General features: G+C 41.3%; 20 protein-coding genes and 1 pseudogene. 14 read left to right on the plus strand and 7 right to left on the minus strand.

Translation table 11 applies throughout. The features are described 5' to 3' along the window. Nucleotides 1–246 precede the first annotated feature (246 nt). Complete coding sequence (gene tnpA / locus LPAF129_RS05550) at nt 247–681, minus strand: IS200/IS605 family transposase (protein WP_244055170.1); 435 nt, start codon at nt 679–681, stop codon at nt 247–249. Between the two features lie 121 nt (nt 682–802). Here tnpA and LPAF129_RS05555 point away from each other — a divergent pair, with 121 nt between their 5' ends. The 3 genes from LPAF129_RS05555 (at nt 803) to coaE (ending at nt 4,560) form a co-directional block, all read left to right on the plus strand. Continuing rightward, on the plus strand, nt 803–2,044 hold the full coding sequence (locus LPAF129_RS05555) for an RNA-guided endonuclease InsQ/TnpB family protein (RefSeq protein ID WP_244055256.1): 1,242 nt from the start codon (nt 803–805) through the stop codon (nt 2,042–2,044). Nucleotides 2,045–2,830: 786 nt separating this feature from the next. Continuing rightward, the gene (locus LPAF129_RS05560) at nt 2,831–3,640 is read left to right on the plus strand and encodes a Cof-type HAD-IIB family hydrolase (protein ID WP_244055171.1); all 810 of its coding nucleotides are present in this window, start codon (nt 2,831–2,833) and stop codon (nt 3,638–3,640) included. Nucleotides 3,641–3,963: 323 nt separating this feature from the next. Next, a complete protein-coding gene (gene coaE / locus LPAF129_RS05565; RefSeq protein WP_244055172.1) occupies nt 3,964–4,560 on the plus strand; it encodes a dephospho-CoA kinase in 597 nt (198 codons plus the stop codon). A gap of 78 nt (nt 4,561–4,638) precedes the next feature. Here coaE and LPAF129_RS05570 read toward each other — a convergent pair whose 3' ends face one another. Further along, nucleotides 4,639–5,187 carry a biotin transporter BioY gene (locus tag LPAF129_RS05570; protein ID WP_244055173.1) on the minus strand — a complete coding sequence of 183 codons (549 nt, stop codon included), beginning with the start codon at nt 5,185–5,187 and terminating at the stop codon, nt 4,639–4,641. 303 nt (nt 5,188–5,490) lie between these two features. Here LPAF129_RS05570 and LPAF129_RS05575 point away from each other — a divergent pair, with 303 nt between their 5' ends. The 6 genes from LPAF129_RS05575 to LPAF129_RS05600 all read left to right on the plus strand — a co-directional run bounded on the left by LPAF129_RS05575 (nt 5,491) and on the right by LPAF129_RS05600 (nt 10,911). Continuing rightward, nucleotides 5,491–6,531 (plus strand): iron-siderophore ABC transporter substrate-binding protein, encoded by a 1,041-nt coding sequence (locus LPAF129_RS05575; RefSeq protein WP_244055174.1) that lies wholly within the window; start codon nt 5,491–5,493, stop codon nt 6,529–6,531. Then, the gene (locus tag LPAF129_RS05580; protein ID WP_244055175.1) at nt 6,528–7,550 is read left to right on the plus strand and encodes a FecCD family ABC transporter permease; all 1,023 of its coding nucleotides are present in this window, start codon (nt 6,528–6,530) and stop codon (nt 7,548–7,550) included. Before LPAF129_RS05575 ends, LPAF129_RS05580 begins: the two co-directional genes overlap by 4 nt. Further along, the gene (locus tag LPAF129_RS05585; RefSeq protein ID WP_244055176.1) at nt 7,547–8,581 is read left to right on the plus strand and encodes a FecCD family ABC transporter permease; all 1,035 of its coding nucleotides are present in this window, start codon (nt 7,547–7,549) and stop codon (nt 8,579–8,581) included. The genes LPAF129_RS05580 and LPAF129_RS05585 overlap by 4 nt, the downstream gene beginning before the upstream one ends. A gap of 1 nt (nt 8,582) precedes the next feature. Beyond that, entirely contained in the window at nt 8,583–9,371 is a 789-nt protein-coding gene (locus tag LPAF129_RS05590) for an ABC transporter ATP-binding protein (protein WP_244055177.1), read from the plus strand. A 380-nt stretch (nt 9,372–9,751) separates the two neighbouring features. Further along, nucleotides 9,752–10,246 carry a CvpA family protein gene (locus LPAF129_RS05595; RefSeq protein ID WP_244055178.1) on the plus strand — a complete coding sequence of 165 codons (495 nt, stop codon included), beginning with the start codon at nt 9,752–9,754 and terminating at the stop codon, nt 10,244–10,246. Then, nucleotides 10,243–10,911 (plus strand): matrixin family metalloprotease, encoded by a 669-nt coding sequence (locus LPAF129_RS05600; protein WP_244055179.1) that lies wholly within the window; start codon nt 10,243–10,245, stop codon nt 10,909–10,911. The genes LPAF129_RS05595 and LPAF129_RS05600 overlap by 4 nt, the downstream gene beginning before the upstream one ends. Before the next feature lie 183 nt (nt 10,912–11,094). Here the strand turns inward: LPAF129_RS05600 and LPAF129_RS05605 are convergent, their stop codons facing one another. The 3 genes and pseudogenes from LPAF129_RS05605 to map all read right to left on the minus strand — a co-directional run bounded on the left by LPAF129_RS05605 (nt 11,095) and on the right by map (nt 15,100). After that, entirely contained in the window at nt 11,095–12,444 is a 1,350-nt protein-coding gene (locus tag LPAF129_RS05605) for an amino acid permease (RefSeq protein ID WP_244055180.1), read from the minus strand. A gap of 622 nt (nt 12,445–13,066) precedes the next feature. Then, a pseudogene (locus tag LPAF129_RS05610) lies at nt 13,067–13,780 on the minus strand (GntR family transcriptional regulator). A gap of 519 nt (nt 13,781–14,299) precedes the next feature. Further along, nucleotides 14,300–15,100 (minus strand): type I methionyl aminopeptidase, encoded by an 801-nt coding sequence (gene map / locus LPAF129_RS05615; protein ID WP_244055181.1) that lies wholly within the window; start codon nt 15,098–15,100, stop codon nt 14,300–14,302. Between the two features lie 319 nt (nt 15,101–15,419). On the opposite strand from map, the gene LPAF129_RS05620 reads away from it, so the two are divergent. Together LPAF129_RS05620 and LPAF129_RS05625 are read left to right on the plus strand one after the other, a co-directional pair. Then, on the plus strand, nt 15,420–17,060 hold the full coding sequence (locus tag LPAF129_RS05620) for a peptide ABC transporter substrate-binding protein (protein ID WP_244055182.1): 1,641 nt from the start codon (nt 15,420–15,422) through the stop codon (nt 17,058–17,060). Between the two features lie 167 nt (nt 17,061–17,227). Then, the gene (locus LPAF129_RS05625) at nt 17,228–17,572 is read left to right on the plus strand and encodes a hypothetical protein (protein ID WP_244055183.1); all 345 of its coding nucleotides are present in this window, start codon (nt 17,228–17,230) and stop codon (nt 17,570–17,572) included. 112 nt (nt 17,573–17,684) lie between these two features. On the opposite strand, the gene LPAF129_RS05630 is transcribed toward LPAF129_RS05625, so the two are convergent. Both LPAF129_RS05630 and LPAF129_RS05635 read right to left on the minus strand, forming a co-directional pair. Next, nucleotides 17,685–18,605 carry a magnesium transporter CorA family protein gene (locus LPAF129_RS05630; protein ID WP_244055184.1) on the minus strand — a complete coding sequence of 307 codons (921 nt, stop codon included), beginning with the start codon at nt 18,603–18,605 and terminating at the stop codon, nt 17,685–17,687. 465 nt (nt 18,606–19,070) lie between these two features. Next, complete coding sequence (locus tag LPAF129_RS05635; RefSeq protein WP_244055185.1) at nt 19,071–21,698, minus strand: glycoside hydrolase family 3 protein; 2,628 nt, start codon at nt 21,696–21,698, stop codon at nt 19,071–19,073. A gap of 136 nt (nt 21,699–21,834) precedes the next feature. On the opposite strand from LPAF129_RS05635, the gene LPAF129_RS05640 reads away from it, so the two are divergent. The 3 genes from LPAF129_RS05640 to LPAF129_RS05650 all read left to right on the plus strand — a co-directional run bounded on the left by LPAF129_RS05640 (nt 21,835) and on the right by LPAF129_RS05650 (nt 26,035). Then, the gene (locus LPAF129_RS05640) at nt 21,835–22,941 is read left to right on the plus strand and encodes a helix-turn-helix domain-containing protein (RefSeq protein WP_244055186.1); all 1,107 of its coding nucleotides are present in this window, start codon (nt 21,835–21,837) and stop codon (nt 22,939–22,941) included. 657 nt (nt 22,942–23,598) lie between these two features. Further along, a complete protein-coding gene (lpdA, locus tag LPAF129_RS05645) occupies nt 23,599–24,942 on the plus strand; it encodes a dihydrolipoyl dehydrogenase (RefSeq protein ID WP_244055187.1) in 1,344 nt (447 codons plus the stop codon). A gap of 124 nt (nt 24,943–25,066) precedes the next feature. Next, entirely contained in the window at nt 25,067–26,035 is a 969-nt protein-coding gene (locus LPAF129_RS05650; RefSeq protein WP_244055188.1) for a thiamine pyrophosphate-dependent dehydrogenase E1 component subunit alpha, read from the plus strand. The last annotated feature ends 7 nt before the right edge of the window (nt 26,036–26,042 follow it).

The raw sequence follows: 26,042 nt of genomic DNA on the forward strand, positions 1-26,042 counted from the left end.
TTAAAAAATTGAAACTTTGGGGCTTGTTAAAGTGCGCCAAAAATCAAGTCTTTTCTAGAAAGTTTTTAAAATTTATTTATCACCTTCGCTTGACTTAAAACCACATGTCTAAAGATCAAGTGCATCTCAGTCACTTGAGAACTGAAATTTTTTTTAAGTTGTTTGTGATTTAATTAAAAATTGAGCAGAAATCCCGTGACTTTAGTCATGGGATGAATGCGTCTTTTGAGTGTCGTTAGGATATACCTATTTTTTGGAGTTATAGTGTTGGTTCTCGATGTATTTCTCCACAGTTTCTTGACTCATATTACCAAGGGTACTCATATAATAACTAGGTGACCATAAGTGACCACCCCAAAATTGGCTTTGCCTGATTTCGGGATGGTTTGCTAAGAATAGTTGAGCGCTTCGCCCTTTGAGAGCTTTGATGGCTGAGGTTGGTGCTTTACTTGGGGGAAAACTAATTAATAAATGAACATGGTCAGGCATGACCTCCATTTTTTCGAGCACAATTTTATTTTTTTCAGCAGTTTGAAGCAAGAGATCTTTCATCTCTTGGACTAAAGCTGGGCTAGTAAATGTTTGATGGCGGTACTTTGTGGTCCAAATCAAATGAAAATGAAAATTATAAACATAACGTTGCGTGTAAATTGCTTCTTCGACCTTGTTTTTCTTTTGCATTGTAAACAACCTTTCTTATTGCTATCTAGGAGCATAATGCTTGAGATATAGTATGCATTGATATATGATAATAATATCACATGTCAAGGAAGAAGGTGAATACAAGATGGCAAAATTAAGTATGAAAAAAATGCCATATCATTATGGTATTAAAGTGCGTTGCTATCCTTCTAGTCAGCAAAAGGCAATTATTAAGCGGAACAGTGACGCTAGTCGCTTTGTCTACAATGAATTAGTTGGGATTAATAAAGAACTATTTCAGTTAAAAAAATCCAAGATACCAATTTCACAAATCCAGCAACGGAGCGAACAACTGAAACAGCGCCAGAAAACAACCAAGAATATTTGTGAGGAACACTTATTTTTGTATCACCCCAATATTGATAGTTTAGCTTTAGCGAACGCTAAACAAAACTACGCTAAGGCTTGGAAAGCTTTTCGGAAAGTTCATCGGAGTGGGATACCTGTTTTTCACAAGAAAAGTTATCGTTGGCGGTATCAAACTAACGCACAGTACTCCGGGAAAATCAGTACTCCTTCTTTGTTGAATGGGTCAGTTAAGTTTCTGGACCGCAATCATGTTAAATTACCGAAAATCGGTCTGATCAAAACTAGTTCTGTTCGTAGCAAAATCTGGGAGATGCGCGAGAACGTTAGAATTGGTACCGTGACTGTTTCTAAGGATAGTGATGATTGTTTTTATTTGAGCTTCCAGCTAGCATCTGTCCAACCGTTTATTGGTACCGTGACCTTCACTACCAAAAAACTAGGCGTTGACTTAAATCTCGAAAACTTTTTGACTGACAGTAATGGTGAAGTTGTGGCTAATCCGCAGTATTATCGCAAAATACTAAAACAACTTAACCGTCAAAAACGGAAACTTTCCCGGCGACAAGTCAGAGCAAAGAAGGAACATCGTCACTTATGTGATGCTAAAAACTATCAGAAGCAACGATTATTAGTGGCTAAGATGGAAAGTAAAGTGGCTCATCAACGATTGAACTTCGTACATAATTTGACAACTGAATTAGTCAAGAACCACGACTTATTAGTTGCTGAAGAATTAAGAAGTAGTAATCTGTTAAAGAATCACGCACTTGCCATGTCCATCAGTGATACAGGTTGGCGGATCTTTTTGCAACAAATGCAAACTAAAGCGGAGCTTTACGGTAAGACATTTGTGACTATCAATCCCTGTAATACCACCCAGACTTGTTCAGCTTGTGGCTTTTTGTTGACTGGTAAACACAAGCTAACTTTGAAGGATCGTGCTTGGCAGTGCCCGCAATGTCATACTCAGCATCGCCGTGATCATAATGCTGCCAAAAATATTTTGGCGAGAGGAATCGAGTCATTAGCTTAAAGCGAGAAAAAGCCCCTTGGCAACTTGGGGGCTGAATGCACTTGGTAATTGGCATGTTAGACGACTTACTGACTGCGGTCATAAGGAGCGGTGCTGTATCTAGTGAAATTGTAGCAGGTATCCGGTGGATGCTACCGACTACAAGCCACGGGTTTTAACCCGTGGTAGTTGACTTAAGACACCGCTTATTATCGTAACATATATCCTGAACAGCTGTCTTTTTTTTAGCTAAGAAACCTAAGTTAACAAGCCTTTGACAGGCTCAAAAATAAAAATATCTTTTTCGAAGAAAACGCTTGCATTTTTCCAAAAATAGTGTAGTATAAGAGTTGGAAAGGGGTTTAAATCCCACGGAGGTATGCCAAAGGTTCAAACGCATACCGTAGGTTTTATGAGATATAGGCTGTTTCCGACACGGTCAGAGGAAACGGTGCGCAGGTGAATGATGGGATTATGTACTCCTTTCAAATAACCAAGGCCAGCAGGTCATGTTAACGGATCACCGATAATGTAAAATAACAAATTAAAATTTATCGCGGTGATGAAAGGTTAACTTGGGTTGCTGGTTTTTTGTGTCTTGTGTTTGGCAGCTAATAAAAAAATAGAAAAATGGTCCTGAACTCTGGTTTATCAAGGGGTTCAGGGCTTTCTTTATGTCCCAAATTGGTTGTCTAAGCGGCGATTGATTAGTTTTTATGAATTACAAAACATAATTAGTGTTATTGGTTCTTGCGTAAGAAGTACCAATAAGTTATGATGAAAGCGTAACCATAAAGGAGGAGCGACATGACAATTAAATTAGTTGCGATTGATATTGATGATACTTTACTTAGCTCACAGAAAAAAATCTTGCCAGCTACTAAGGCAGCTTTACAACGTGCTTTAGAGGCAGGGGTTAAGATCGTTTTGTGTTCTGGCCGGCCTTTACCTGGGGTTAAACCATTTTTAAACGAAATCGGGATCAGTGGTGATGAACAATATGTAATCACTTATAACGGCAGTGTGATCGAATCAGTCACTGGACAGGTGATTGCTGAGACAGGCTTAACGAATCAGGTTTACCGCCAAATGGATACTTATTCCAAAGAAATTGGGTTGCAATACAATGTCTTGGACCGGAATGGTGAAATCTATACTAGTAACCATGACGTGAACCGGATCACTGTTGTTCAAGCCTGGGAAAATAGTGCAGGTTTGCTAATTCGGACACCGGATGAACTGCCAGCTGACTTTACTGCGATCAAAGGAGTTTTTGTAGGTGAAACTGCAGAATTCGACCAGCAGGAAGCTGCAGTTCGCGAGGCTTTCGGAGCTAATAATTATGTCGTTCGCGCGGCGGATAACTTTTTAGAGGTCATGGCGCCGGGAGTTGATAAGGGTGCAGGTTTGAAAAAATTAGCTGAAGCATTGAATTTATCCGCGAGTGAGATCCTAGCGATTGGTGACGAAAAAAATGATATTCCAATGTTTGATTTTGCGGGACAAGCTGCAGCGATGGGAAATGCCGCTCCACTAGCTAAAGAACATGCCACTTATCAAACAGCTTCAAATGATGAAGATGGAATTGCCCAAGCATTAGAAGAACTAGTTTTCTAAGTTGAGAAAGTAGCACTGACCTGACTTTTAGCGTAAAATAAACGGTAATTAGTGATTATAGGTGAGCTGCGCAAACCAGGACTTTCCGCCTATTCAACCCCAATCTTCAATGCCAAGAGCGCATTAAAGACCGAGGTCTGATAGTGCTCGAGTTTTCCCAGTTTGCTCCGCTCTGTGATAATAGTCGAGCTTCAAAACTCAGAAGATTCCGCTTAAAAAGCAAGGACCTTCAATGCCAAGTGCGCATTAAATGTCCCTGCCCCTTAATGCTCGTCTTCTAAGCGAGTTTTTGCGCTCTGTGATAAAAAGTGAGGGGTTTAGACATGACTTATGTTTTGGGTTTAACCGGTGGAATTGCCAGTGGGAAGAGTACCGTTAGTAACTATCTGTACGAACAAGGAGCTGTAATCGTTGATGCTGACGTCGTGGCACGCCAGGTAGTTGAACCAGGGACTGCTGGTTTAAAGCAATTGGCGGACAAATTTGGTACAGAAATTATCGTTGAAGATGGTAGTTTGGATCGTGGCGCTTTAGGACAAATTATTTTCAATGACCAAGAAAAAAGAGCGCTGGTCAATGATATTTTGCACCCATTGATCAAAGAGGAAATGTTAGCGCAGGTTCGTGCTGCTGAGCAGAAAGATGTCACTTTAGTGATCTTGGATATTCCGCTCTTATTTGAAAGCCATTGCGAACGGTTCTGCGACTCTGTGTTAGTTGTTGAAATCGATCCGCAAGTTCAATTAGAACGTTTAATGAGTCGCAATAATTTGACTGAGGCAGAGGCACAAGCCCGAGTGGATAGTCAAATGGACCCAGCGACCCGCCACCGGTTAGCGGACTTTGTGGTGGATAATAACCATGAACCCGCAGAGACCTTTAAACAGGTCGATCAGATCTTAGAAGAAATTTTGAAATAAGCAACTGTAAAAAGTCCAGTCAAAAAATCGACTGGACTTTTTTGTTGTGCGAATGTTTCACGTGAAACATTGTGGCGCTTAATTTGACGTTTTACGGAACAAGCTGTGGGCTTGCAAACTTTTAGCCATAGTAAAGGCTAGGATGACTTTGAGTGTGTCACCAGGTATAAAAACAAGATTGGATAAAAGAGCGGGAACCAATGGCATGTTGCTTTGGATGGTTAACCATAAACTCCCAATTAAATCGACACACAACACACCGGCTAACCAGCAAATTAATAATTGCAGTGCAGGACGTGGTTGTTTTTTAAGTAGGGTTAGGCCGAGATGAATTAATAGCGGTGTTAACAACCAGCCTAATAAGTAGCCGCCTGTGGGACCAATTAAGACGGGTAGTCCACCACGTCCACCAGATAAAACAGGTAAACCAACAGCGGCTAAAAGTAGTAATAATAAAACAGACAGTGTACCGCGTTTGGGTCCTAAAAGTAAGCCGGCTAAGAGTACACCAGTATTTTGTAGGACGATCGGGACGGGAATAAATCCGAGTGGGATTCCGGGAATGACGCCTAAAATTAATAAAACTGCAGTCATCAATGCTACTGTGGTTAAATCTTTGGTTTTCAAAAGTAATCCTCCTTTTACGTCAACTTTTTTTCTTAATAAGGTTAACGTAATAAAAATAACATAGAGTTAGTAACAAGACAAGCAAAAGTTTTTTGGAAAAAAGACTGTGAAATTTAGAAACGAGAGCGATGGTAACGGGACTTAGTGATAATCTTTGTGAATAAAATTATAAACAACTTGATTTAAGTCAAATAAGCCTTGCTATTTTTGGCGAATTTGTGAATAATTGTAATTGAAAACGATTCTCAATTAAGAATTATGGGTTGGCGTTTCTAAACTGAGTAAACTAAGGTGGTTACCGTAATGACAAGACTTAACAAGATTAATTCAGTATTTCTACTATTATTATGTACACTTTTTTTAGTGGGTGGTTGCCAAAGTAATCAGGCGAAGCAAACCCAGCAAAATGTTAGTGAAAAAAATAACGAAAGCCAGTATCCAATTAAAATCAAAAACAAATTTGGCACAACAGTTATCAAACAGAAACCACAACGAATAGTGACGATTCAGTGGGGAAACCAGGACATCCCACTGGCTTTAGGAGTGGAGCCGGTTGGCTTTTCGGCGGCAAACTTTGGGGTGAAAGATGAAAGCGGTTTGTTGCCGTGGACTAAAAAACAACTCCAAAAAATTGGCGCTAAGAAGCCCAATGTTTTTCGTGATACTGATGGCTTAGATTTTGAAGCAATTGCAGATGCCAGACCAGATGTGATTTTAGCCGCATATTCCGGCATTACCAAAGAAGAATATCAAAAGCTAAGCAAGATTGCACCTGTTGTTGCTTATCCCAAGTCAGCATGGACAACTTCGTGGAAACAACAAGTCCGCTTAAATGCAAAAGGGATGGGAAAAGCAAAGCAGGGAGAACGGTTAATTACCAAAACTCAGCAAAAGATTACCCAGGCAGTCAAAAAATATCCGCAGTTAAAAAATAAAACGGTAACTTGGGTCAATTTTTCTGCGCAAGATTTATCAAAATTCCAGATTTATACTCCTGCAGATCCTAGACCAGCATTATTAAGAGAGTTTGGCTTGCAATATCCGCAAAGTTTGACCAAAGAAATTAAAAAGCAAGATGCTTATTCCAAGGATTTCAGTGCTGAACGAGCAGATGTCTTAAACCAAACTGACATTATTGTTGGCTATGGTGATCAGAAGCTTTACGCAGCTTTAAAGAAGGATCCTGTGTTAGGAAAAATTCCTGCGATCAAGCGGGGATCTGTGGCATTTATTGATAGTGATTCGCCAATTGTCGCTGCCGGAACACCAACCCCATTATCAATTGACTACACCTTAACTGAATACTTGTCATTGCTAGGAAAAGCTGCTGGTAAAGTTCAATGAAAATTAGCAGTTACTTAAAAACACGGTGGCAGTTACAGTCTGGGGTAGTGTTTTTATTAGTAATTCTATTGTTATTGGCTTGTTTAGCCTCAGTTTTTTGGGGAGTTAAGGATATTTCTGGTCACAAAATTTTGACCCTGCTATTGTTTCACCACAATGAGCAGTCACTGCTTAGCAGTATCGTTGATAAGCGGATCGTCCGCATGGCTTTTGGCTTGTTATGTGGGGCAGCGCTAGGAGTAGCTGGAGTTTTAATGCAGTCTGTGACGCGAAATCCGTTAGCTGATCCGAGTATTTTAGGGATCAATACGGGGGCATCCTTTTTTGTGGTTTGCGGGATTGCTTTTTTCAAAATCTCAACTGCTGGACAATACGTTATCGTAGCGTTTATTGGGGCATTAGTGGCGGCTGGGTTAGTCTTTGGCATTGTGGCTTTAGGCAAACGACTAGATGCTTTGACCCTGCTGTTAGCGGGAACGGGTGTCAGCATGATGTTTTCGTCGTTGGTCACGATCGTGATTTTAGTCAAACAAGAAGCGATGGACCAGTTTCGTTTTTGGCAAGTCGGCAGTTTGGGTTCGGCGAGTGTCATGGGGATCAAGGTCTTTGTGCCGTTATTTCTCTTGAGCTTGATCCTAGCTGTGGCTTGCGCTCCGGGTTTAGATGCTTTGATGCTGGGGAGTGAAGTCGCTCAAAGTTTGGGAGTCAATGCGGTTTTGATTAGTCTCACTGCTTGTTTGGCAGGAATCGCTTTATGTGCAACGGCGACCGCTCTGGCAGGACCAATTGCTTTCATCGGGTTACTAGCGACGCATTTTACTCGACTGATCTTTGGTTCAGAGGTCAAAAAGGTTTTACCATTGTCCGCCTTGGTGGGTGCCTTGTTTTTGACAAGTGCTGATGTGATCGGCCGCTTAGTCAGCGATACTGCTGAAATTAGTGTCGGTATTATTACCGCCTTGGTCGGAGCACCAGTTTTGATTTTCTTAGCTCGGAGAATGAAGGTGCGTGCCTTATGAAAAATGAAATTACCATTGAAAAAATTTTTGCCGCACGTCATCGCCGACAAACCTCACGCAGAGTTAAGCTAGGCTTCTTGCTGGTTATTTTACTGATCCTGAGTAGTTGTGCCTTATTGTATGGGCAAACGATTTATTCCGTGAGTGAAGTTTGGCAAGTTTTAGGCGGAAAGTTTGTGGCGGGCGCATCCTTTACGATTTTGGAATTACGACTGCCACGGCTACTAGCCGCACTGTTAGCGGGAATGTCCTTTGGGATTGCTGGTTTAGTCTTTCAAACGTTGTTACGCAACCCACTGGCTAATCCAGATATTTTAGGGATCAGTTCTGGTTCAAGTTGCGCGGTAGTGATTTGTATTCTAGTTTTCCATACTAGCCAAACGGTCCGAATTATTGCCGCAGTTGGAGCTGGGATCGGGACGGTGTTATTACTATTTGGCTTATCAAATCAGCGAAGTTTGGCAACAACTCGGCTCGTTATTATTGGTTTAGGTCTGCAAGCCTTCTATAACGCTGTGATCTCTTATTTTACAGTGAATGGCGATCAACGTGATTTGCCGGAAGCATTACGCTGCCTGAATGGGAGTTTGGATGGCATTTCGTTGAACCAATTACCTTTGTTAGATGGAGCTTTATTACTTTTGGTACCAGTGATCTTCTATTTTGGTCAGCGCATACAGCTCCTAAATCTGGGCGAGGAAGTTGCCCGTTCGTTAGGGGTCAATGTTGGGCAAACAAAAATCATTTTATTGGCAACGACCGTGATTTTGACGGCTTTAGCGACGGCAGTGACAGGTCCAATTGCGTTTGTGAGTTTTTTGGCGGGACCGTTGACTAATAAAATTATGGGGCAGACTGGTAATAATGCTCTAGCAGCGGGGATTTTTGGAGCATGTTTAGTGATTGCCGCTGACTTAGTCGGACAGTATGCGTTTGTTTACCGTTTTCCGGTCGGAGTGATCACGGGCTTAATTGGAGCACCATATTTGATTCTACAGTTGATTCATCTTAGTAAGCGAGGAGCAGGTTAAAATGGGCGAACATGAATTTTATTGTGAAAATATCACGGCAGGTTATGCACAACAAGATATCTTAAAAGACGTTTCGCTGCGGATCCCGGCCGGTAAAATTAGTGTTTTGATTGGGTCAAATGGGTGCGGCAAGTCGACCTTGTTACGGGTTTTAGGCGGCTTTTTATGTCCCAGGTCCGGACAGGTGTGTTTGGATGGCAAACAGTTGAAAAAATATTCTGCCAAGCAGGTTGCACAACTCTTGGCCATTTTACCCCAACAAACAAGTGCCCCAGTCGGCTTGAAAGTAGTCGACTTAATCAGTCAGGGGCGGTTCCCACATCATTCACTATTTAGCAAGTTTACTAAGGCGGATGAACAAGCAGTTTTTGAAGCAATGAAAATGGTTGGAATCAGTGAGCTAGCACAACGAGATGTGAGTGAACTATCTGGCGGGCAAAGGCAACGGGTCTGGATCGCTTTAGCCCTCGCTCAACAGACAGATATTATTTTCTTAGATGAACCAACCACCTTTTTAGATATGACTTATCAAGTCGAAATTCTCGATTTGTTAGCGGATCTAAACCATCGCTACGGAAAAACAATCGTCCTAATTTTGCACGATATCAATTTAGCTGCACGCTATGCTGACAAACTATTTGCTTTAAAGGATGGGGCACTGGTCACGGAAGGTACGCCTGAAAAAGTAGTGAAGACAGACTTGATCAAGCAAATTTTTGGGCTGAATTCATTGATCGTGGAAGATCCTATTGTTCATAGCCCAATGGTCGTTCCGATTGGAAATTATTAACCTGAAACTAAAAGAAGTTCCCAGTAAATTTGGCGTTAAAAAATTTACTGGGACTTTTTTGATGGGTGCTGTGAGATGGAAAGCTCCGCCTATCCAAATCTGGGATCAATGCCAAAGCCGCATTGACTCCCAGGTTCCGATAGTGCTCGCTTTTTCTCGTTTCACTTCGCTTTGTGATTTAAGTCGAGCTCCTCAAAGCAAGACTTTCCGCCGATTTAAGACCAGCCTTCAATCGTGCTCGAGTCTTAACCGCTTTGCTCCGCTCTGTGATTTTAAGAAATGCTAAAAATAAATAAGTTTCATGGCAGGCACTGTTTTTAGGGCGATTATCCAGTATACTAGTAAGACGAAAGCAATTATTAGAAACTAAGAGGGATGAAATGATGCTTTTTTCTGGAATGATTATCGTCTTCCTGCTAATTGGAGCTGTGCATGGCTATCGCACGGGCCTGTTGTTACAGGTCAGCAGCCTGATTTCGATGGTGTTGGCCGTGATTTTTGCCATGTACTATAGCCATGATGTGACTAATTGGGTCACCCAGATTATGGTGAAGTATTTCCATCAATCAGTTTCTGTTGCAGGAAATTATATCACCTATGTCATTGTTTTTGTGACATTAATGCTAATAGTTAGCGGTGTTTTTCAAAGTGTAGGACGTTGGTTAAATAAAATTAACCGTTGGCCACTGATAGGTTGGGGAAATTCGCTTTTAGGAATCGTGGCTGGAGCGGTAATTTCTTATTTAGTGATTTTAATTGGTTTAAATCTGCTACTCGCTACCCAGTCACCTTGGGTGCACCAGCAGTATACTGAGTCACAGTTAGCACAATTAATTGTTAAACCTAAGGTGCATGAGAAAGGAGGGGCAGAATGAAAATTTTGAAAAGAATCGTGGCAGTGGCAGTAATCTTGTTAACTGTGCGTATCTTTTTCACTCCAAATCTTGGACAACGATTGACTGGTCAAATGAATGATTTTAGTACATTGTTGGCTAAGCAGGTCGCTAATAGTGTGACTGCTCCTTCTTTACATGAAGAAACAACGACTACTGCTGATTCAGATGGCATTGAAGATGTTGCTCAAAACCGGCAACTAAATCGTCTGTATTACTACCATTTTGAAAACGGAATGCCAACACAATATCGCAGTACTTTTCAACAAGCAGTCAGGATCTATAACCAGACTGGCTTGGTTAAATTAGTGCCTGGTCAAGCGAACGGACAGGGAAATGAACTAGCTTTTAAGACCTACCATAAACAAGCTAAACGTCATAGTTTATTGCAGGAATTAGGAGTTGGTGGCCCACAAATCTACCCACAGTTAGGGTTGAATGGTTATGATTTAAACAGTGGTCAAGCTCAATTAAATGCCGCTTATCCACCGCGACTATCGGTGGCACTGCATGAAATTGGGCATGCTCTGGGCCTAGATCACACGGAAAATCGTGAATCTATCATGTACCCGATCGACCAAGGAAAAACGACTTTTGCCCCACAAGATCTGGCTAATTTACGAAAAATCTATCACGAAACTAAATAAAGAGTAGCAAAAAAGCCTTCGCACTGAAGGCTTTTTTACTTGGAAGAAATCTAGCTCATTTTTTCCAGTTTTGTGATTTTTAGTCGAGCTGTGTGAAACAGAAAGTTCCGCTTATCCAAACCTGGGGTCAATGCCGAAATCGCATTAACTCCCAGGTCCCGATAGTGCTCATTTTCTCCCGTTTCACTCCGCCTTGTGATTGAAAATAAGTGGGTAACTGATAAATAAGCAAAAACATGCCAGTAACGCTGCTAGTAAAGGCAAACGTGTTGCTGTGTCAAATAATAAGAAGACTAGGAACCCTGCAAAAAATAGCAGTGTGAGATAGTCCGTCACTGGATAGCCAGGCATTTTGAAAATGGCAGCACCAGTTGGATTTTGCTGGCGATATTTTAGATGACAATAAATTAAGATGATCCAGACCAAGACGAAACTAATTGTTGAAACACTAGAAATCAATTCAAACACACTGGCGGGCATTAAGTAGTTCAATAAGACTGCAATCAATAAAATAGCGGTGGAGAAGTTCAAAGAAGCAACGGGAACACCGCGATGGTTGACCCGAGTCAGCTTTTGTAACGCGTTGCCGCTACTGCTTAGAGATAATAAAGTTCGACTAGTGCTAAACAAGCAGCTATTTGTCGCAGAGAGGGCAGCGGTTAAGACGACGAAGTTTAAAATTCCAGCGGCTCCGGGAATCCCGATGGCGGCAAAAACTTGAACAAAGGGACTGGAAGTGGTGGAAATCTTATCCCACGGATAGACACTCATAATGGCAATCATGGACCCAACGTAGAATAATCCAATTCTGATTGGCAAGCTGTTAATTGCTGCAGGTAGGTTCTTTTGAGGGTTCTCAGTTTCTCCAGCAGTTAATCCGACCATTTCGATGCCAACAAAGGCAAAGACGATCATTTGAAAAGACATTAAAAAACTGTAGCCACTAGTCGCAAAAAAGCCACCATGTTGCCAAAGATTAGCAAAACTAGCAGCTTGGCCATCGACCTTAAACTTGAAAATCGCCAAGAAGACGCCAATACCAATCAAAGCAATGATCGCGATGACCTTGATTAATGAAAACCATGATTCTAATTCACCAAACAAGCGAACATTCACATGGTTAACGAGATAGAGAAATAACAAAATAATCAACGGTGTGATCCACTGCGGTATGTTTGGCAGCCAGTATTTCACGTAAATTCCAGTAGCGGTTAAGTCCGCCATCGCCAAACTGACCCAACAAAACCAGTATAACCAACCAGTGACGAACTCTAAGCGGTCGCCAAGGTAGATTTTGACAAAATCTAGAATTGAATGTTGCTCTAAGTCAGATAGTAGTAGCTCTCCAATCGTGCGCATCATAAAGAAACAGAAGATTCCGACGATCAAGTAAGATAAGATAATTGCTGGACCAGACTTATGAATGGCACTACCAGAGCCCAAGAAAAGACCAGTTCCAATTGCACCACCGATTGCAATCATTTGGACGTGCTTATTTTTTAAAGAGCGAGAAAGTTTTTGCTGTTGTTCCATCTAATAATTCTCCTTATATTTTTGAGAGCGAAAAAAAAGCGCCCCCTCGTACTATCAACTAGTACAAGGGGCGTTTTCAACGCTGTTCCACCCAAGTTTCACGGACTTTCATTGAAGTCCGCCTTTTTGGCAATGCTAACTATCTGTCGCAAACTGCCAATCTACACTGATAGAGGTGGTGTTAACCTATGTAATACTGTGCCATATTAGTGTTAGCTTTCAGTCGGGGACTAACTTCCTGTTGTTGGTTATGAAAGTACTAATTTCACGATGAATCTTATGGAATCTATCTTACCTTTTTTCACTAGTAAATAGCAAGAGTTGATTAACAAAATTTTTGCAGAGACAAAAAAGAAACCCACAAAAGGACGGGTTTCGAGCTATGTTATGGATGATCAACATCCTATGTCACATCTGGAGAATGTAGGCATGAACACAAGTGCATTAAGTAGCATATGTTTATAAGCGTACTTTAGTTTTTACCTAAAATCAAGGGTGAAAACACAGAAAAAATAAATTTCAGAGTAAAATCACAAAATTGGTATATATCAATTTTGCAAGTTAAAAGAAAGAAACCACCCAAAATTACTTGAGTGGTTTCTTTAAGGGTTAATCTGTATTTTTAAGTCAAAGAGTTGTTGATATGCATGTAAATCGTCATATCTTTCTGGAAATAATAAGAGTTTGAGTAGTTAAAAGGATGCTCATTTTTCGTGCAGTTGATTTCCTCAACCCGTAATGTTGGCGTTCCAACTGGTTGTCCGCTTTCCTTGGCTTCTTTTTCACTTAAACTGTAGGTGCTGATATAGTCATCAGCATTTGTGATTTCGATGTCGTGATTTTCAATGATAAAGTTAAAAATTGATTTTTCGCAGATTTATTTTGTGAGGTAAGGAACCTGTGATTTCAAATAGTAGGCATGTTCCAAACTAGCGAGATCCTGGTCGGAGTAGCGCAGCCGGCTGACATAATAAACTTGGTCTTCGGGTTCACAATCCAGATAGGTGGCTAATTCTGGACCTGCTGGTTGGACTTCTAATGCCAAGACTTTGGAAGTGATGCTCTTCTTTTTTCCTAAACGGCCTAAGCCATTTTTGCCGGCGATATTCATAAAGTAACCGTCACTGTGTAAGGGAACATTGACGAAATAACCACTGCCCTGGACCCGTTTAATTAAGCCTTGTTCAAATAGGGCATCCATCGCATTTCTAATTGTGTTCCGGCTCTCCTGATATTTTTCAACTAACTGTGCCTCACTTGGAAGTTTATCCGTGTATTCCCCGTTGGCAATTTTTTTAGAAATTTCAAAGGCAACTTTCTTGTATTTTAAAACCATTATTACTTCCCTCCTTGAGATGGTTTGGTGATCTTAGTCGAGCTCCGTGAAACAGAAAGCTCCGCTTATCCAAACTCAGGAACCAATGCCGAAACCGCACTAGTCCCTAGTTCCGATAATGCTCACTTTCTCCCCGTTTCATTCCGCTCTGTGATTAGTCGAGCTCCGTGAAGCAAGAGATTCCGCCTATCCCAGCCCAACCTTCAATGCCGAAACCGCATTAAAGGCTAGGCTACGATAGTGCTCGTCTCTTAACCGCCTCACTCTGCTCTGTGTTCGTAGTCAAGCTTCACAAAGCAGCTCCTTCCGCTTATCCCAACCGAACTTTTAATGCCAAGAACGCATTCAAGGCCCAGTCACGATAATGCTCGGGAACTAACCGCTTTGTTCCGCTCTGTGATTAGTCGAGCTCCGCAACCCAGAAGACTCCGCCTAACCAGTTTTCGCTCACAATGTCAAAATCGCATTATGCCCGAAAACCTGTTAGTGCTCATCTTCTAATCGGGTTGTTCCGCTCTGTTATTTTAGTAAAAATTTTTTGTCTCCTTCTGGGTCTTGGGACGTTAAAATTTTTGGCCCATCGTTTGTGATTGCTAGCGTATGTTCGAATTGGGCTGACAAACTGCGGTCGCCTGAAACATAGTATTCCCAACCAGTTTCTGGGACGACTTCTGTGTCAATTTCCCATGAACCACCAGCATTGACCATTGGTTCGATCGTGATCACCATCCCGGCTTTTAACCGTAAACCTTGATGTGGTGTTCCATAATGGTAAATATCAGGAGCTTCATGCACAGAAGGTCCGATGCCATGACCAATTAAGTCCCGCACGTCACCCATGTGGTGTTGACGTTCTACGTAGTCTTCGATGGCGTGACCAATATCGCCGACACGGTTGCCGACTTGAGCTTGTTCAATCCCTAAATATAAGGCTTTGTGTGTGACTGCCAGCAGTTCATCGATTTCTGGAGTAGAGTCGCCGATGACATAGGTCCAGGCAGAATCGCTTTGGTAGCCATGCCAGTTCACGCAAAAGTCAACTTTCACAACATCGTGGTCTTTGAGTTTTAAGCCACGACGGGGAGTAGCGTGGGCAACTTCATCGTTGATACTGATACAAGTAGCGTATTTGTAGCCGTCGACTCCTTTTTCAGACGCAGTGGCGTCATGGGCTTGGATGTACTGGTCAACTAGTTGTTCAATTTCCCAGGTGTCCATCCCAACGTGTAATTTGTCACGCAACATGATGTGAGCCCCGGCTAAAATTGCGCCAGAATGTTGCATCCCTGCAATTTCTCGTGGTGATTTTAATGTAATCAAAAAAACGTCTCCTTTAAATTTGTGGTTAAATGTGCAGTAATTTAGTAACTGTTTGTGAGGCTGTTTTCATAGAATTAATGAAAGGCCTATTCGCTTTCATTATACGCTAAACAAGTTGGATTTGTTGGGATATTAATAATTTATCTGATAAGTTAAACGGATAAAAGGTTCAATCAAGGGTGTTGTGTTGGTAAATATCGAGGTAGATGAATAATAGTTATTCTTACCTTTAATAAGTGAATCTGTGGTACAATGGAAATGATATTAGTTGTGATGAAATGCAATGATAAATAGAAAGACTATTTCATAGGAGGATAAGATGAATAAATATTTTGCATATTTTGGCAAACTAGCGGTGACAGCCGCGGCAGTACTAACTTTGGCTGCTTGTGGTAAAGGGACGTCCAACCAAGCTGAAGATACTCAGAAAAATGAAGTTAATTTAAGTACTTCATCTGAGATCTCAATTATGGATCCTTCAAAGGCAGAAGAATCTGTAGCGTTGACGCAGTTATATCATACTGGTGAAGGACTGTATCGTTTGGGCAAGGAAAGTAAGCTTGAAAATGCCTTAGCCAAAAGTTCTGAAGTTTCAAAAGATGGTTTAACTTATACCTTTAACTTACGAACAACTGACAAATGGTCCGATGGAACCCCGGTCACAGCCCAAGATTTTGTTTATGGCTGGCAACGGACGGCTGACCCACAGACTGCTTCTGGCTACTCATATTTGTTAGCCGGCATTAAGAATTACGAAGCGGTACAAAAAAAGCAGGTTAAGCCTGATCAATTAGGTGTTAAGGCGAACGGCAAAGACCAATTAGTTGTGACACTGGATAAGCCAGTTCCTTATTTCAAGGAATTGTTGGCATTTCCAACCTTCTTCCCACAACAGGAAAAAGCTGTTAAAAAATACGGCAAGGATTACGGAACATCTAGTGCTAAAATGACTGCCAATGGTCCTTTCAAACTTACAAAATGGCAGGGGACTAACGAAAAATGGACATTAGTTAAAAATCCACAGTACTGGGATAAAAAGCATGTTCATTTAGACCGGATCAACATGCGGGTGATCAAGAGTCCGTCAACTGGTTATGATTTGTACCAGCAAAAGAAGTTAGACGTCACGACCTTGGATGGTTCACAAGTCCAAAACTTGAAGAATCGCAAGGACTATAAGACCTTTACTGGTGGTTCTACGATGTATATGCATGTGAACCAGGCGAAGAATAAAGCTTTGCAAAACTTGAAGATCCGTCAGGCTTTATCACAAGCAATTGACCGTGACAAATTAGCCAAGAAGGTCTTACATGACGGTTCAACGGCATCAAAGGGCTTTGTTTCAACGAACTTCTATCATAATCCGAAGACTAACGCCGATTTCGCTGACGATGCTTACGTTAAGTCTGGGGTTGCCTATAATCCTAAACAGGCACAGAAATTATGGAAACAAGGCTTAAAAGAAGTTGGGATGACTTCCTTGAAGCTTAATGTCTTAGGCGATGATACTGATTCTAGCAAAAAGGTCGCAGAATACATTCAAAGTTCTTTGAGTGAACTACCTGGATTAACAGTTAGTGTCTCAAACATGCCTAAATTAAGCCGGATGTCTCGTGCTGATAATGGAAACTTTGATTTGGTAATTTCTAACTGGGGTGCTGATTTTGCCGACCCAATCAATTTCTTAGACTTGTTAACTTCGGATAATTCTTCCAATAGTGGTAAGTGGTCCAACAAGCAATATGATCAATTGATCGCACGTTCTGGCGCAGAAGATGCCAATAACAAACAGAAACGCTATGAAGATTTAGTTAATGCGGAAAAGATTTTGATGCAAGAACAAGGAGTTATTCCATTGTATCAGCCAGCAACTGCTCAATTATGGCGGACTAACATTCATGGTTATGTTTGGAATCCTGCTGGTATGAGTCAAGGCTGGAAAGAATTACGAGTTAAATAATTTAAGAGACATTCTAAAATAAAAAACGAGCGTTAGAAACCAAATTTGCTAAACAAGCAGATTGAATTTCTAGCGCTCATTTTTGTTGAGGATAACACTTGATTGTTTGCCCAAGAGAGTACATGATATAACCATCAACAAACAAAAATCGGGTGAAAAATGTAGCAATGAAAAGAAAATTTGGCTTAGCTTTATGTGCTGTGGTTGTCATAGTAGTTGCTTTTTTCTTTGTTTATTCAGATAGTTATGTAGCGTTGGAACTGAATCACCAAATAAACACTATGATTGAAAAGAAAGAATATTCCAAACTGAAACAACTTGCGGCTGACAAACAGACTGCGGATTTTTTAGTTAATTTGAATCAAAAAACGCGGTGTAAGCAGACGTCTGATGCCCAAGGTGGAACCAGTCAGTCTCTTCACTATGCAACAGGACTTAAGGGAAAGACTGTTGGTGTGGAAATGAAACAGGAGAGCTTTCTTGAGTGGAAGGTTGTCCAAATATCTCGCTAAAGGCGAGTGGTGTTAATTAGTTGCTTCACTAACTTAATTGAATCTATGCTAAAAAGCTAGTAGTTTAATGCAGAAAGTTCTGTTTCTGATTGAACTACTAGCTTTATTTGGTTTAAAGTTTATGCCGGAGTCTGAGACCAAGCAGTAAGAGTAGGGCAATTATTAAGGATAACAAAATAATCCCAAACCAGGCAGTAGAACTATGTGATCCGGGTAGTCTAACGTTCATGCCGTAAAAACCGGTTAAAATCGTGGGGATGGTCAGTGCTAATGACCAAATGGTGAGGGTCTTCATGGTGTCGTTTAGGTTATTATTGGCAATCGTGTTGAAGGTATCACCAATCCGACCGACAACGGCTAATTCGGTTTCAATCATGCGTGCAACCTGTTCACCTTCAATAGTAACATCTTCTAAAATCGCTTTTTTATCATCTAGCTCATCTTGACTTGTAGAAGTCGTGAAAAAGTGTGTTCGCGGTAGTTTATGAAACATCGTCAAATTTAGCTCACTGGCACTAGAAAAATATGACAGAGTTTGTTGCAAGTGGGATAAGGAAACTAACTGCTTATTTTTGATCTCTTGATTAAGAACCTTGTCTAGCTGATTTCGCTGTTTAGTTAACTGATGCATGATTGGGACAAAACTATCCATTAAATCAAAGAGGACGGCAAAGAGTAACTCAGCTAGGTTATGTGCATGTTTGTGCAGATTTTTGGCGAGAATTTGGTCGAAACCAGATTCACCACTAGGATTAAAGGTAAAAAGTGCTTTTTCGTGCAACAGGAAGCCCACAGGCTGGGTAATATAACGTAGTCCAGTGCCCTGCATGGCATGTGGAATTTGAACGATAAACAGTTCATCGCCGCTATCTTCATCGTAGACATAGTTCGGGCTTTCATCCCGGTCAATGACATAGTCGATCACTTCTTGAGTTAAGCCGTAGCGTCCCATTAGTTCAGCAATTTCGACGGGGGCTAGTTTGCTGGTTTGAATCAAAGTTAGTTCGTCAGGTAAATTTATTAGTTTTATCATGTTAATTCTCCAATAGCTTGATTTAGTGCAATAGGGCAGAGGCTGTCTGACTAAAAAGGCGGTCAACTGCGAGCCAAAAATTGCTTGGCATATTAGTTAAGTGTAAGGGGTATTGGGAAAAAACACAAAGTAAGTGGGTTAATTTTTTCCTTTTTGCGTAAAGACCAACTATGATTTAAGACTAAAAACGACCTTCACCGTTAAAATGGGGGTCGTTTTTAGTCGAGTTTCTAAAACCAGAACTCTCTGCCCATCTAAGCCTAGTCTTCAATGCCAAAAGCGCATTAAAGTTCAGGCTCCGATGGTGCTCAAGTTCTCCCGGTTTGTTCCACTCTGTGATTATTAGTCGGGTTCCGTGAAACAGAAAGTTCCGCCTATCCAAACCAGGGGTCAATGCCTAAACCGCATTAACTCCCCGGTCCCGGTAGTGTACGCTTTCTCCCGCCTCACTCCACCCTGTGATTTTTACCAGCCTTGATTGTTAGCGGTAAATGTTGTTTGAACATTTGCTGGTGTGTATGACTTAACTGCTACATGATATTTTTGTGCAAATCTGTCACTATTCATGATCACGGTTAGAACGCGGGCAGCGGAGACTTTCAAATTAGTCATTGTTGCTGGGTGTGTTCTAGCGTTGAGCGCCAACATTCCTTGTGACCCGCCAGGCATGATCAAATCATTCCCCGCATTGATGACGTCTTGTGGACGAGTGACACCTGGTAAGCTGATCCAGTCAGTCATCACTGTGCCGTTATAGCCCCATTCATCACGTAAAATATCAGTTAACAAATCATGGTTGGTGGCAGTATATTTGTCATTCAGCTTGTTATATGAGGACATAATAAACTGTGGCTGACTATCTGAAACTGCGATTTGGAAGCCGCGCAAGTAGATTTGTCGTAATGCCTGTTCACCGATGATGCTATTTGAAAGCATGCGATTGGCTTCTTGATTGTTAGCCGCAAAATGTTTGATCGTTACACCAATTCCGGGAGTTGCTTGAACACCACGAGTTTCTGCGGTCGCTGAAATTCCAGCAATTAATGGATCCTCTGAGAAATATTCAAAGTTTCGTCCACCAAGTGGGTTTCTTTGGATATTCATTCCTGGTGCGAGCCAAGTTGTGACGCCAAATTCACTCATTTCCTTAGCTGTCGCTTGTCCCATTTGATAGATTTGTTGGGGTTCCCAGGTCTGTGCAACTAAAGTTCCGATTGGCCAGGCAGTTGCGTAGTTATAGTAGGTCACACCATCTTTTTCATAACTTTGTGGTAACCGTAAACCGGCGGGCCCGTCTGAACTGACAGTAGCTGGGATGCCTAAAGTTTGGTCATAATCGTCTGTGGTTTGTCCGGCGGCTCCCGGTAAAAGCTTAGATTCGCCGCCAAATACGCCACCGATCCCAATCATATGCAAGAGTGACTCACGGCCGGATTTTGTCAGTGGATCAAGTGTTCCTTCCACAATTTGTGAAAGCTGAGTCTGATTCAAACCATTGACGAAGTCTTTCATCGAGATTTTGCCGTCGTAAACATCTTTTAAAGTTTTACCTTGGCTATTTTTGGACCCAAAGGCAAAGTCGGGTGCTCTAAATGTTTGTGCTTTTTGGACTGCTAGCTGTTGGCCGGCTTTAATTGAACCTGTGCTTAAACTAATAGTGGGTGCGGCTGCAATCTCGGTTTTTTGTGTGGCAGGAGTATAAGTATTATTGCTCCCTTTGAGCTGAGTCGGATCAAATTTAGGGGCAGATTCACTGGACAAAGTTTGGGTAGTTACGTCATTTGGTAAGTCCATTTTAGCGACAACGTGGGTGTTGCGTGAACTGTTCCCTAAGCGTAAGAGATATTGACCTTTAAATAATTTGTAAGCATGATAATGGGTATCATAGCTGGCCATATTTTTTAGTGGAAAACTTAGTGTGACTTTCTGTGAGGCCCCAGGCGCTAAATTGTTAGTTTTCACGTAGGCTCCTAGCTCCTGAAAGGCAGCTGGGACGGTGCTGTGCGGAACTGAGTAGTAGAGCTGAACGACTTCTTTGCCAGAATACTTAGTTCCTGTATTTTTGACGGTCGAAGCGAGCGAAACTTGGCCATTTTCAACCGTTGCTTTTGTGGCCTTGATGTCAAAGTCTGTATAGGATTGACCGTAGCCAAATTCATATTGAGGCGTGACGTTATAGGAATCAAAATAACGGTAACCGACGTAGATCCCATCTGTGTATCTTTCTGTCAGCGAGTTCAAATCATTATCAGAAAACTTTTTGGAACTTGGATAGTCCGAATAATTCTTGGCCCAGGTCGCTGTTAGCTTGCCAGCAGGAGTTTCTTTACCAGCAATTAGATTAGCTGCGGCTGTTCCAGTATTTTGGCCCCCTTGGGAAACAAGCAGAACGCTGTCTAATTGGAAAATTTCATTGATAAAGTTAGTATCGATCTGTGCACCGACATTTAATAAAACCACACTGTGCTGGTAATGCTGTGCCATTTTTTGAATATTTTGTTTCTCATTAGCAGTTAACTGGTAGTCACCTTGGATGTTCTTACGGTCGATTCCTTCACCAGCTGCACGTGAGATGACGTAGATCCCAGTTTCTGCTGGAGCACTAGCAAAATCTTGGTCTGATAAAGCCGGATCACGATATTTAAAGGAACCGAGCAGTTCACTATTGCCCGTTTTAGACTTCTTTTGGTCGTAGTCGGTTTTGATTTTGTTTAACCAGTTTTCCGAAGAGATTTGATAACCTGCAGTTTTTAAGCCGCGCCAAATATTGATTGGATCTCGTGAACTAACACTCCCCGAACCACTACCACCATAGTATGTTCCATATGCGCCGGCACCGAACAAAGCAATTTTTTGTTGGGGACTAATGGGTAAGGCGTTGTTATTGTTTTTAAGTAAGACCATCCCATTTTGTGCAATTTGTGTTGCTAGCTGAGAATTACTTTGTTCCACCGCAGTGGGTTGCGGATCTGTAACCAGCGCTTGCACCTGCAAGTGACCAATGTCTAGACTTGTTCCGGCAGAAAAGCCTCCCAGGACACCAGCGACGGTTAAGAAAAAGAGTTTCTTTTTGCTTGCTGCTTTTAGGTTCATTGAATGCCATCTCCTTTGGTTGATTTTAACGAAAATTCGCTTCTCTAGTTCTTATTATGCAAAGGTTAGTGAAGAATTACTTGTATTTTCTAACCTAAATTGGTATATAATTAACTTGTTGAAAGGGGTTACAAAAATGAATGAAACTGACTTTTACTTTGTGGAGCAGTTACACCAAATCTCACAACTATCATTTTTTGTTTATGATAACCACAGGAATTTACTTAAAGGTTTTAAACCGGTGATCAGTCCTGATTTCCCACAGCAGTATTTGAAAAGAGCCGTTCAACAGCAGAAGATCACGATTTATAGTGTTAAAAATGGTGGTTGCTTTACGGCAGTGGGGTTAAACGATGGCAAGCTGCTCGTGATTTGGCAAGCGCCGAGTCGGTTGGTACAGCTGTCGGTTGAAAAACAAGCAAGTTGTCGGGTTAAGGCGGCACTTCAACTCTGCTATTTCAATTTTTACCACAAAAGGTTATTTGATCAACAAATCAATTTTTTAAGTGAGAGCCCGCCAGTGAACCAAATCTATCAGCAGACACCAGAAACTCAAAGAGACGTGTTAGCTCATAGTGATTATTTGCTTGAAACTAAGGCATTTGAGGCGATTCAAAATGGAAATTTAAGTGAATTTCAGTTGCGACTTAACCAGCTGTTACAAAGTGGAAAGCCGGGAACCTTGGTCCCAGAAAATGAAGTGCGTAACATGAAGGATGTCATGATCACGGGGATCACTTTGTTAACCAGAGCGGTGATCAAGGGTGGGATGCTGCCTGAAATTGCGTATGAAATGAGCGACATTTCAATTCAAAATCTTGAAAAACTAAGCAGTGTGCCGGAAGTGATTACATATATGAAACAACTCCCGGAAGCTTTTATTGAAAAACTTCAGGCAACTACTAAATATGCGAACGTGCCAGTAGTTTTTGCGATTCAAGAATATGTTTTTAAACATCTGACAGAAAAAATTACCTTGGACGACCTGGCAACGGCGGTTGGTTATTCGAAAAATTATCTGACACGGTTATTTAAGGACAAGACTGGTTTGACAATTTCATCATATATTCGGCGACAAAAGATGCTCGAAGCCAAAAACCAACTAGCATCAACTAATCGTCCAATTTCTAAAATTGCGGTAGATTTAGGCTTTGTAGATCAAAGTCACTTAACCAAAGTCTTCAACCACTATGAAAAAATGACCCCGCAGGAGTACCGCAAACAATGTCGGTTGCTGGAATAATAAAAATAGATGAGCAAACCGCCTAAAAATGGAACGATGGACCGTGTTGCAACGGTCTATTTTTGTGCAAATATTTGAGATATATCGTATACAATATTTGTTTTGGTTAAGCTTAAAAGATTAATATCTGGTTAAAAAAGGCGTTAAGTCGTGATTTGTGCGCAAAAAAATTAAAATCAAGTATAAATTTAATTTATGTTATATATAAATTAAATTTCAAAAATCGGGATAAAACTCCTTCACTAAAAGAAAGCGCTATCAAATAATTTGGATGGAATTTCGCTAGGAACCAGTAATTTTCACAAGTGAGACGTTTCACATGTAAAAATGATTGCGACCGAATTGTATCTTTGTTTTTAGTTATTAAAAATAAGCAAAGATAACTAAAAAATTTGACCAAAAAAATTATCAAAAAAAGCCCCACAGCCTCCGAAAAGTGTGGTAATATTCAGTTGTTGAATGCGTTTACAACTATATGAAAACAATCATTTAAGCTAGAAAGTTCTAGCAGAGCTTAAGTAAATATTTTTCAATATATTGCAAAGATGTTATTTATACATAACAAAAATGCAATTAAAATTAGTGAAATAGGGATTGATTTTCACAGAGTTCGTGAAGGCTTTAGTTTTAAATATTATTTAAGGCGGTGATAGCTCCATGTATGATCTGATCGTAGTTGGAGCAGGCCCGGGCGGTTATACGGCAGCGATTCGTGCAGCCGAACTGGGACTGAAAGTAGGCGTGGTTTCTGAAAACATTGGTGGGACCTGTGTTAATTATGGGTGTATTCCCACAACTGCATATCTTGAAGCTAGTCGATTAGCGGCTAAAATTAAGAATGCCGCAGATTTAGGAATCACAGCGAAGGTCGAAAATATCGATCTGAAAGTTTTGAAGGAACATAAAGACCAAATCACAACTCAGTTACAAATGGGAGTCCGCTCCTTATTCAAGGGTCACAAAATTGACCTGATCGAAGGGACAGCGACAGTTGAAAATCCTCAGACTGTGGTTGTGAATGACAAAAAAATTCAGACTAAAAAGCTCTTGTTAGCAACTGGGAGTCGTCCAAAAGTTGTTCCGTTTAAAGGCTTGGACAAAGTGGATTATTTAACCACTGAAGATGTCTTTTCACTGACAGAGTTGCCGCACCGCCTGACCATTATTGGCGGAGATATTTTTGCGATCGACATGGCCTTTGTGTTAGCACCATTGGGAGTTGATGTCACGATCGTCGATGCTGCACCGGAAATCTTAGCGACAGAAGATGACGATGCCAGAAATGTGATCAAGAGCGAATTGAAACGGATGAAAGTTGCGATCCACTCGGGCGTGAAAATCAGTGAGATCAAGGCTAACCAAGTCCTCAGTGAACAAGGTGAACATTTCGACTTTGACCAATTATTAGTTGTTACTGGCCGACAGGTTGATTTAAGCATTGCCACAACCTTAGGGCTGGACTTAGATGATTGGAAACGGCACGTGAAAGTTGACCGTCATTATCAAACCAGCGTGAAAAACGTCTATGCGATCGGCGATTTGATTGGCGGATATATGTTAGCTGGTGAAGCAATGGCCGAAGCAATGAAAGCTGCTGGAGCAATTGCAGATCATCCTGAGCCGCCGGTTGACCGGAACTTGTTGCCATTATTCTTGCACACCGAACCAGAAGTTGCTCACTTTGGTTATAGCGAAAAGACAGCTGCTGAAGCTGGTTATGAAGTTCAAACTTCGATGAGTCCGTTAGCCGCAAATGGCCGGAACTTAGCCAGTGGTGGACAAGGTTTCGTCAAGCTGATCAGTGAAAAGAAGTATCACCAGATCTTGGGTGCAGTTGTGGTAGGACCGGACGCAATTGAAATGCTGCATAGTATTATCGCAGTCGTTCAAAGTGAAGGTACCGTAGATGAATTGAGCGACATGCTGTTTGCTCATCCAACATATTCGGAAGCTATCAATGATGCTGCCAAAGCTTTATTGGGTAAATCAACCAACAAATAATTTTTAATTAACAAAATGTAAGCGATAACAGAATGGCTTAATAGTAGAAGTCAGCAGAATGAAAAGTCAGTTAAATAACTGAACGCTGCTGCTAAGTGGAGTTAGATGACTGGAGGTCATAGTAATGAAAAAATTAACAGCTGCAAAGGCTAAAGAAGCTTATGAAAAGATGAATGATATCCGTAACTTTGAAAACACCTTGCATGATATTTTCGCTAAAGGCGAGATCCCAGGTTTCGTTCACTTGTACGCTGGTGAAGAAGCAGTTGCCGTAGGTGTTTGTTCACACTTAACAGATAGTGATTACATTACCAGTACTCACCGTGGACATGGTCACTGTATCGCTAAAGGCTGTGATTTAAAAGGAATGATGGCTGAAATTTACGGTAGAGAAACAGGTTTGTGTAAAGGTAAAGGCGGTTCAATGCATATTGCTGACCTGGACAAAGGGATGCTTGGTGCAAACGGGATCGTTGGTAGTGGATTCCCATTAGCAATCGGTGCTGGTTTACGTAATCAATATTTAGGCACGGATGACGTTGCCGTTTGTTTCTTCGGTGATGGTGCCGCTAATGAAGGTAACTTCCACGAATCCATTAACATGGCAGCTATTTGGAAATTACCAGTTGTCTTTATTAACGAAAATAATACCTTTGCTGAATCAACACCACAGCACTATTCTTCAGCTTCACCAACTATTGCAGAACGTGCTGCTGCTTACAATATCCCTGGTGAAAAAGTTGACGGGAAAGACTTCATGGCTGTTTATGAAGCAGCTGGCAAGGCTATCGACCGGGCACGTAAGGGTGAAGGTCCTTCATTGATCGAATACCATACTTACCGTGAATATGGACATTTTGAAGGTGACGAACAGACTTATAAATATGATTCAGATGAAGAAATTGCTTTCCATGATCGCGATGATATCAAAGAATTCCGCGCATATGCTCTGAAGAAGAAATTATTCACTGAAAAAGATGCCGAGAAGATCGAAGACAAGTCAGTTCAAGATGTTGCGGATGCTGTTGAATTTGCTAAAGCAAGTCCAATTCCACAACCAGAAGCACTGTTCACAGACGTCTTCGCTGATTAGCACGGGA

Source organism: Ligilactobacillus pabuli (assembly GCF_022836475.1).
In the GTDB taxonomy this organism is placed as follows: domain Bacteria; phylum Bacillota; class Bacilli; order Lactobacillales; family Lactobacillaceae; genus Ligilactobacillus; species Ligilactobacillus pabuli.

Coding starts and splice junctions, on each gene's coding strand:
- tnpA (WP_244055170.1), bottom strand. CDS start 681: ATGCAAAAGAAAAACAAGGTCGAAGAAGCAATTTACACGCAACGTTAT.
- LPAF129_RS05555 (WP_244055256.1), top strand. CDS start 803: ATGAAAAAAATGCCATATCATTATGGTATTAAAGTGCGTTGCTATCCT.
- LPAF129_RS05560 (WP_244055171.1), top strand. CDS start 2,831: ATGACAATTAAATTAGTTGCGATTGATATTGATGATACTTTACTTAGC.
- coaE (WP_244055172.1), top strand. CDS start 3,964: ATGACTTATGTTTTGGGTTTAACCGGTGGAATTGCCAGTGGGAAGAGT.
- LPAF129_RS05575 (WP_244055174.1), top strand. CDS start 5,491: ATGACAAGACTTAACAAGATTAATTCAGTATTTCTACTATTATTATGT.
- LPAF129_RS05580 (WP_244055175.1), top strand. CDS start 6,528: ATGAAAATTAGCAGTTACTTAAAAACACGGTGGCAGTTACAGTCTGGG.
- LPAF129_RS05585 (WP_244055176.1), top strand. CDS start 7,547: ATGAAAAATGAAATTACCATTGAAAAAATTTTTGCCGCACGTCATCGC.
- LPAF129_RS05590 (WP_244055177.1), top strand. CDS start 8,583: ATGGGCGAACATGAATTTTATTGTGAAAATATCACGGCAGGTTATGCA.
- LPAF129_RS05595 (WP_244055178.1), top strand. CDS start 9,752: ATGATGCTTTTTTCTGGAATGATTATCGTCTTCCTGCTAATTGGAGCT.
- LPAF129_RS05600 (WP_244055179.1), top strand. CDS start 10,243: ATGAAAATTTTGAAAAGAATCGTGGCAGTGGCAGTAATCTTGTTAACT.
- LPAF129_RS05605 (WP_244055180.1), bottom strand. CDS start 12,444: ATGGAACAACAGCAAAAACTTTCTCGCTCTTTAAAAAATAAGCACGTC.
- LPAF129_RS05620 (WP_244055182.1), top strand. CDS start 15,420: ATGAATAAATATTTTGCATATTTTGGCAAACTAGCGGTGACAGCCGCG.
- LPAF129_RS05625 (WP_244055183.1), top strand. CDS start 17,228: ATGAAAAGAAAATTTGGCTTAGCTTTATGTGCTGTGGTTGTCATAGTA.
- LPAF129_RS05630 (WP_244055184.1), bottom strand. CDS start 18,605: ATGATAAAACTAATAAATTTACCTGACGAACTAACTTTGATTCAAACC.
- LPAF129_RS05635 (WP_244055185.1), bottom strand. CDS start 21,698: ATGAACCTAAAAGCAGCAAGCAAAAAGAAACTCTTTTTCTTAACCGTC.
- LPAF129_RS05640 (WP_244055186.1), top strand. CDS start 21,835: ATGAATGAAACTGACTTTTACTTTGTGGAGCAGTTACACCAAATCTCA.
- lpdA (WP_244055187.1), top strand. CDS start 23,599: ATGTATGATCTGATCGTAGTTGGAGCAGGCCCGGGCGGTTATACGGCA.
- LPAF129_RS05650 (WP_244055188.1), top strand. CDS start 25,067: ATGAAAAAATTAACAGCTGCAAAGGCTAAAGAAGCTTATGAAAAGATG.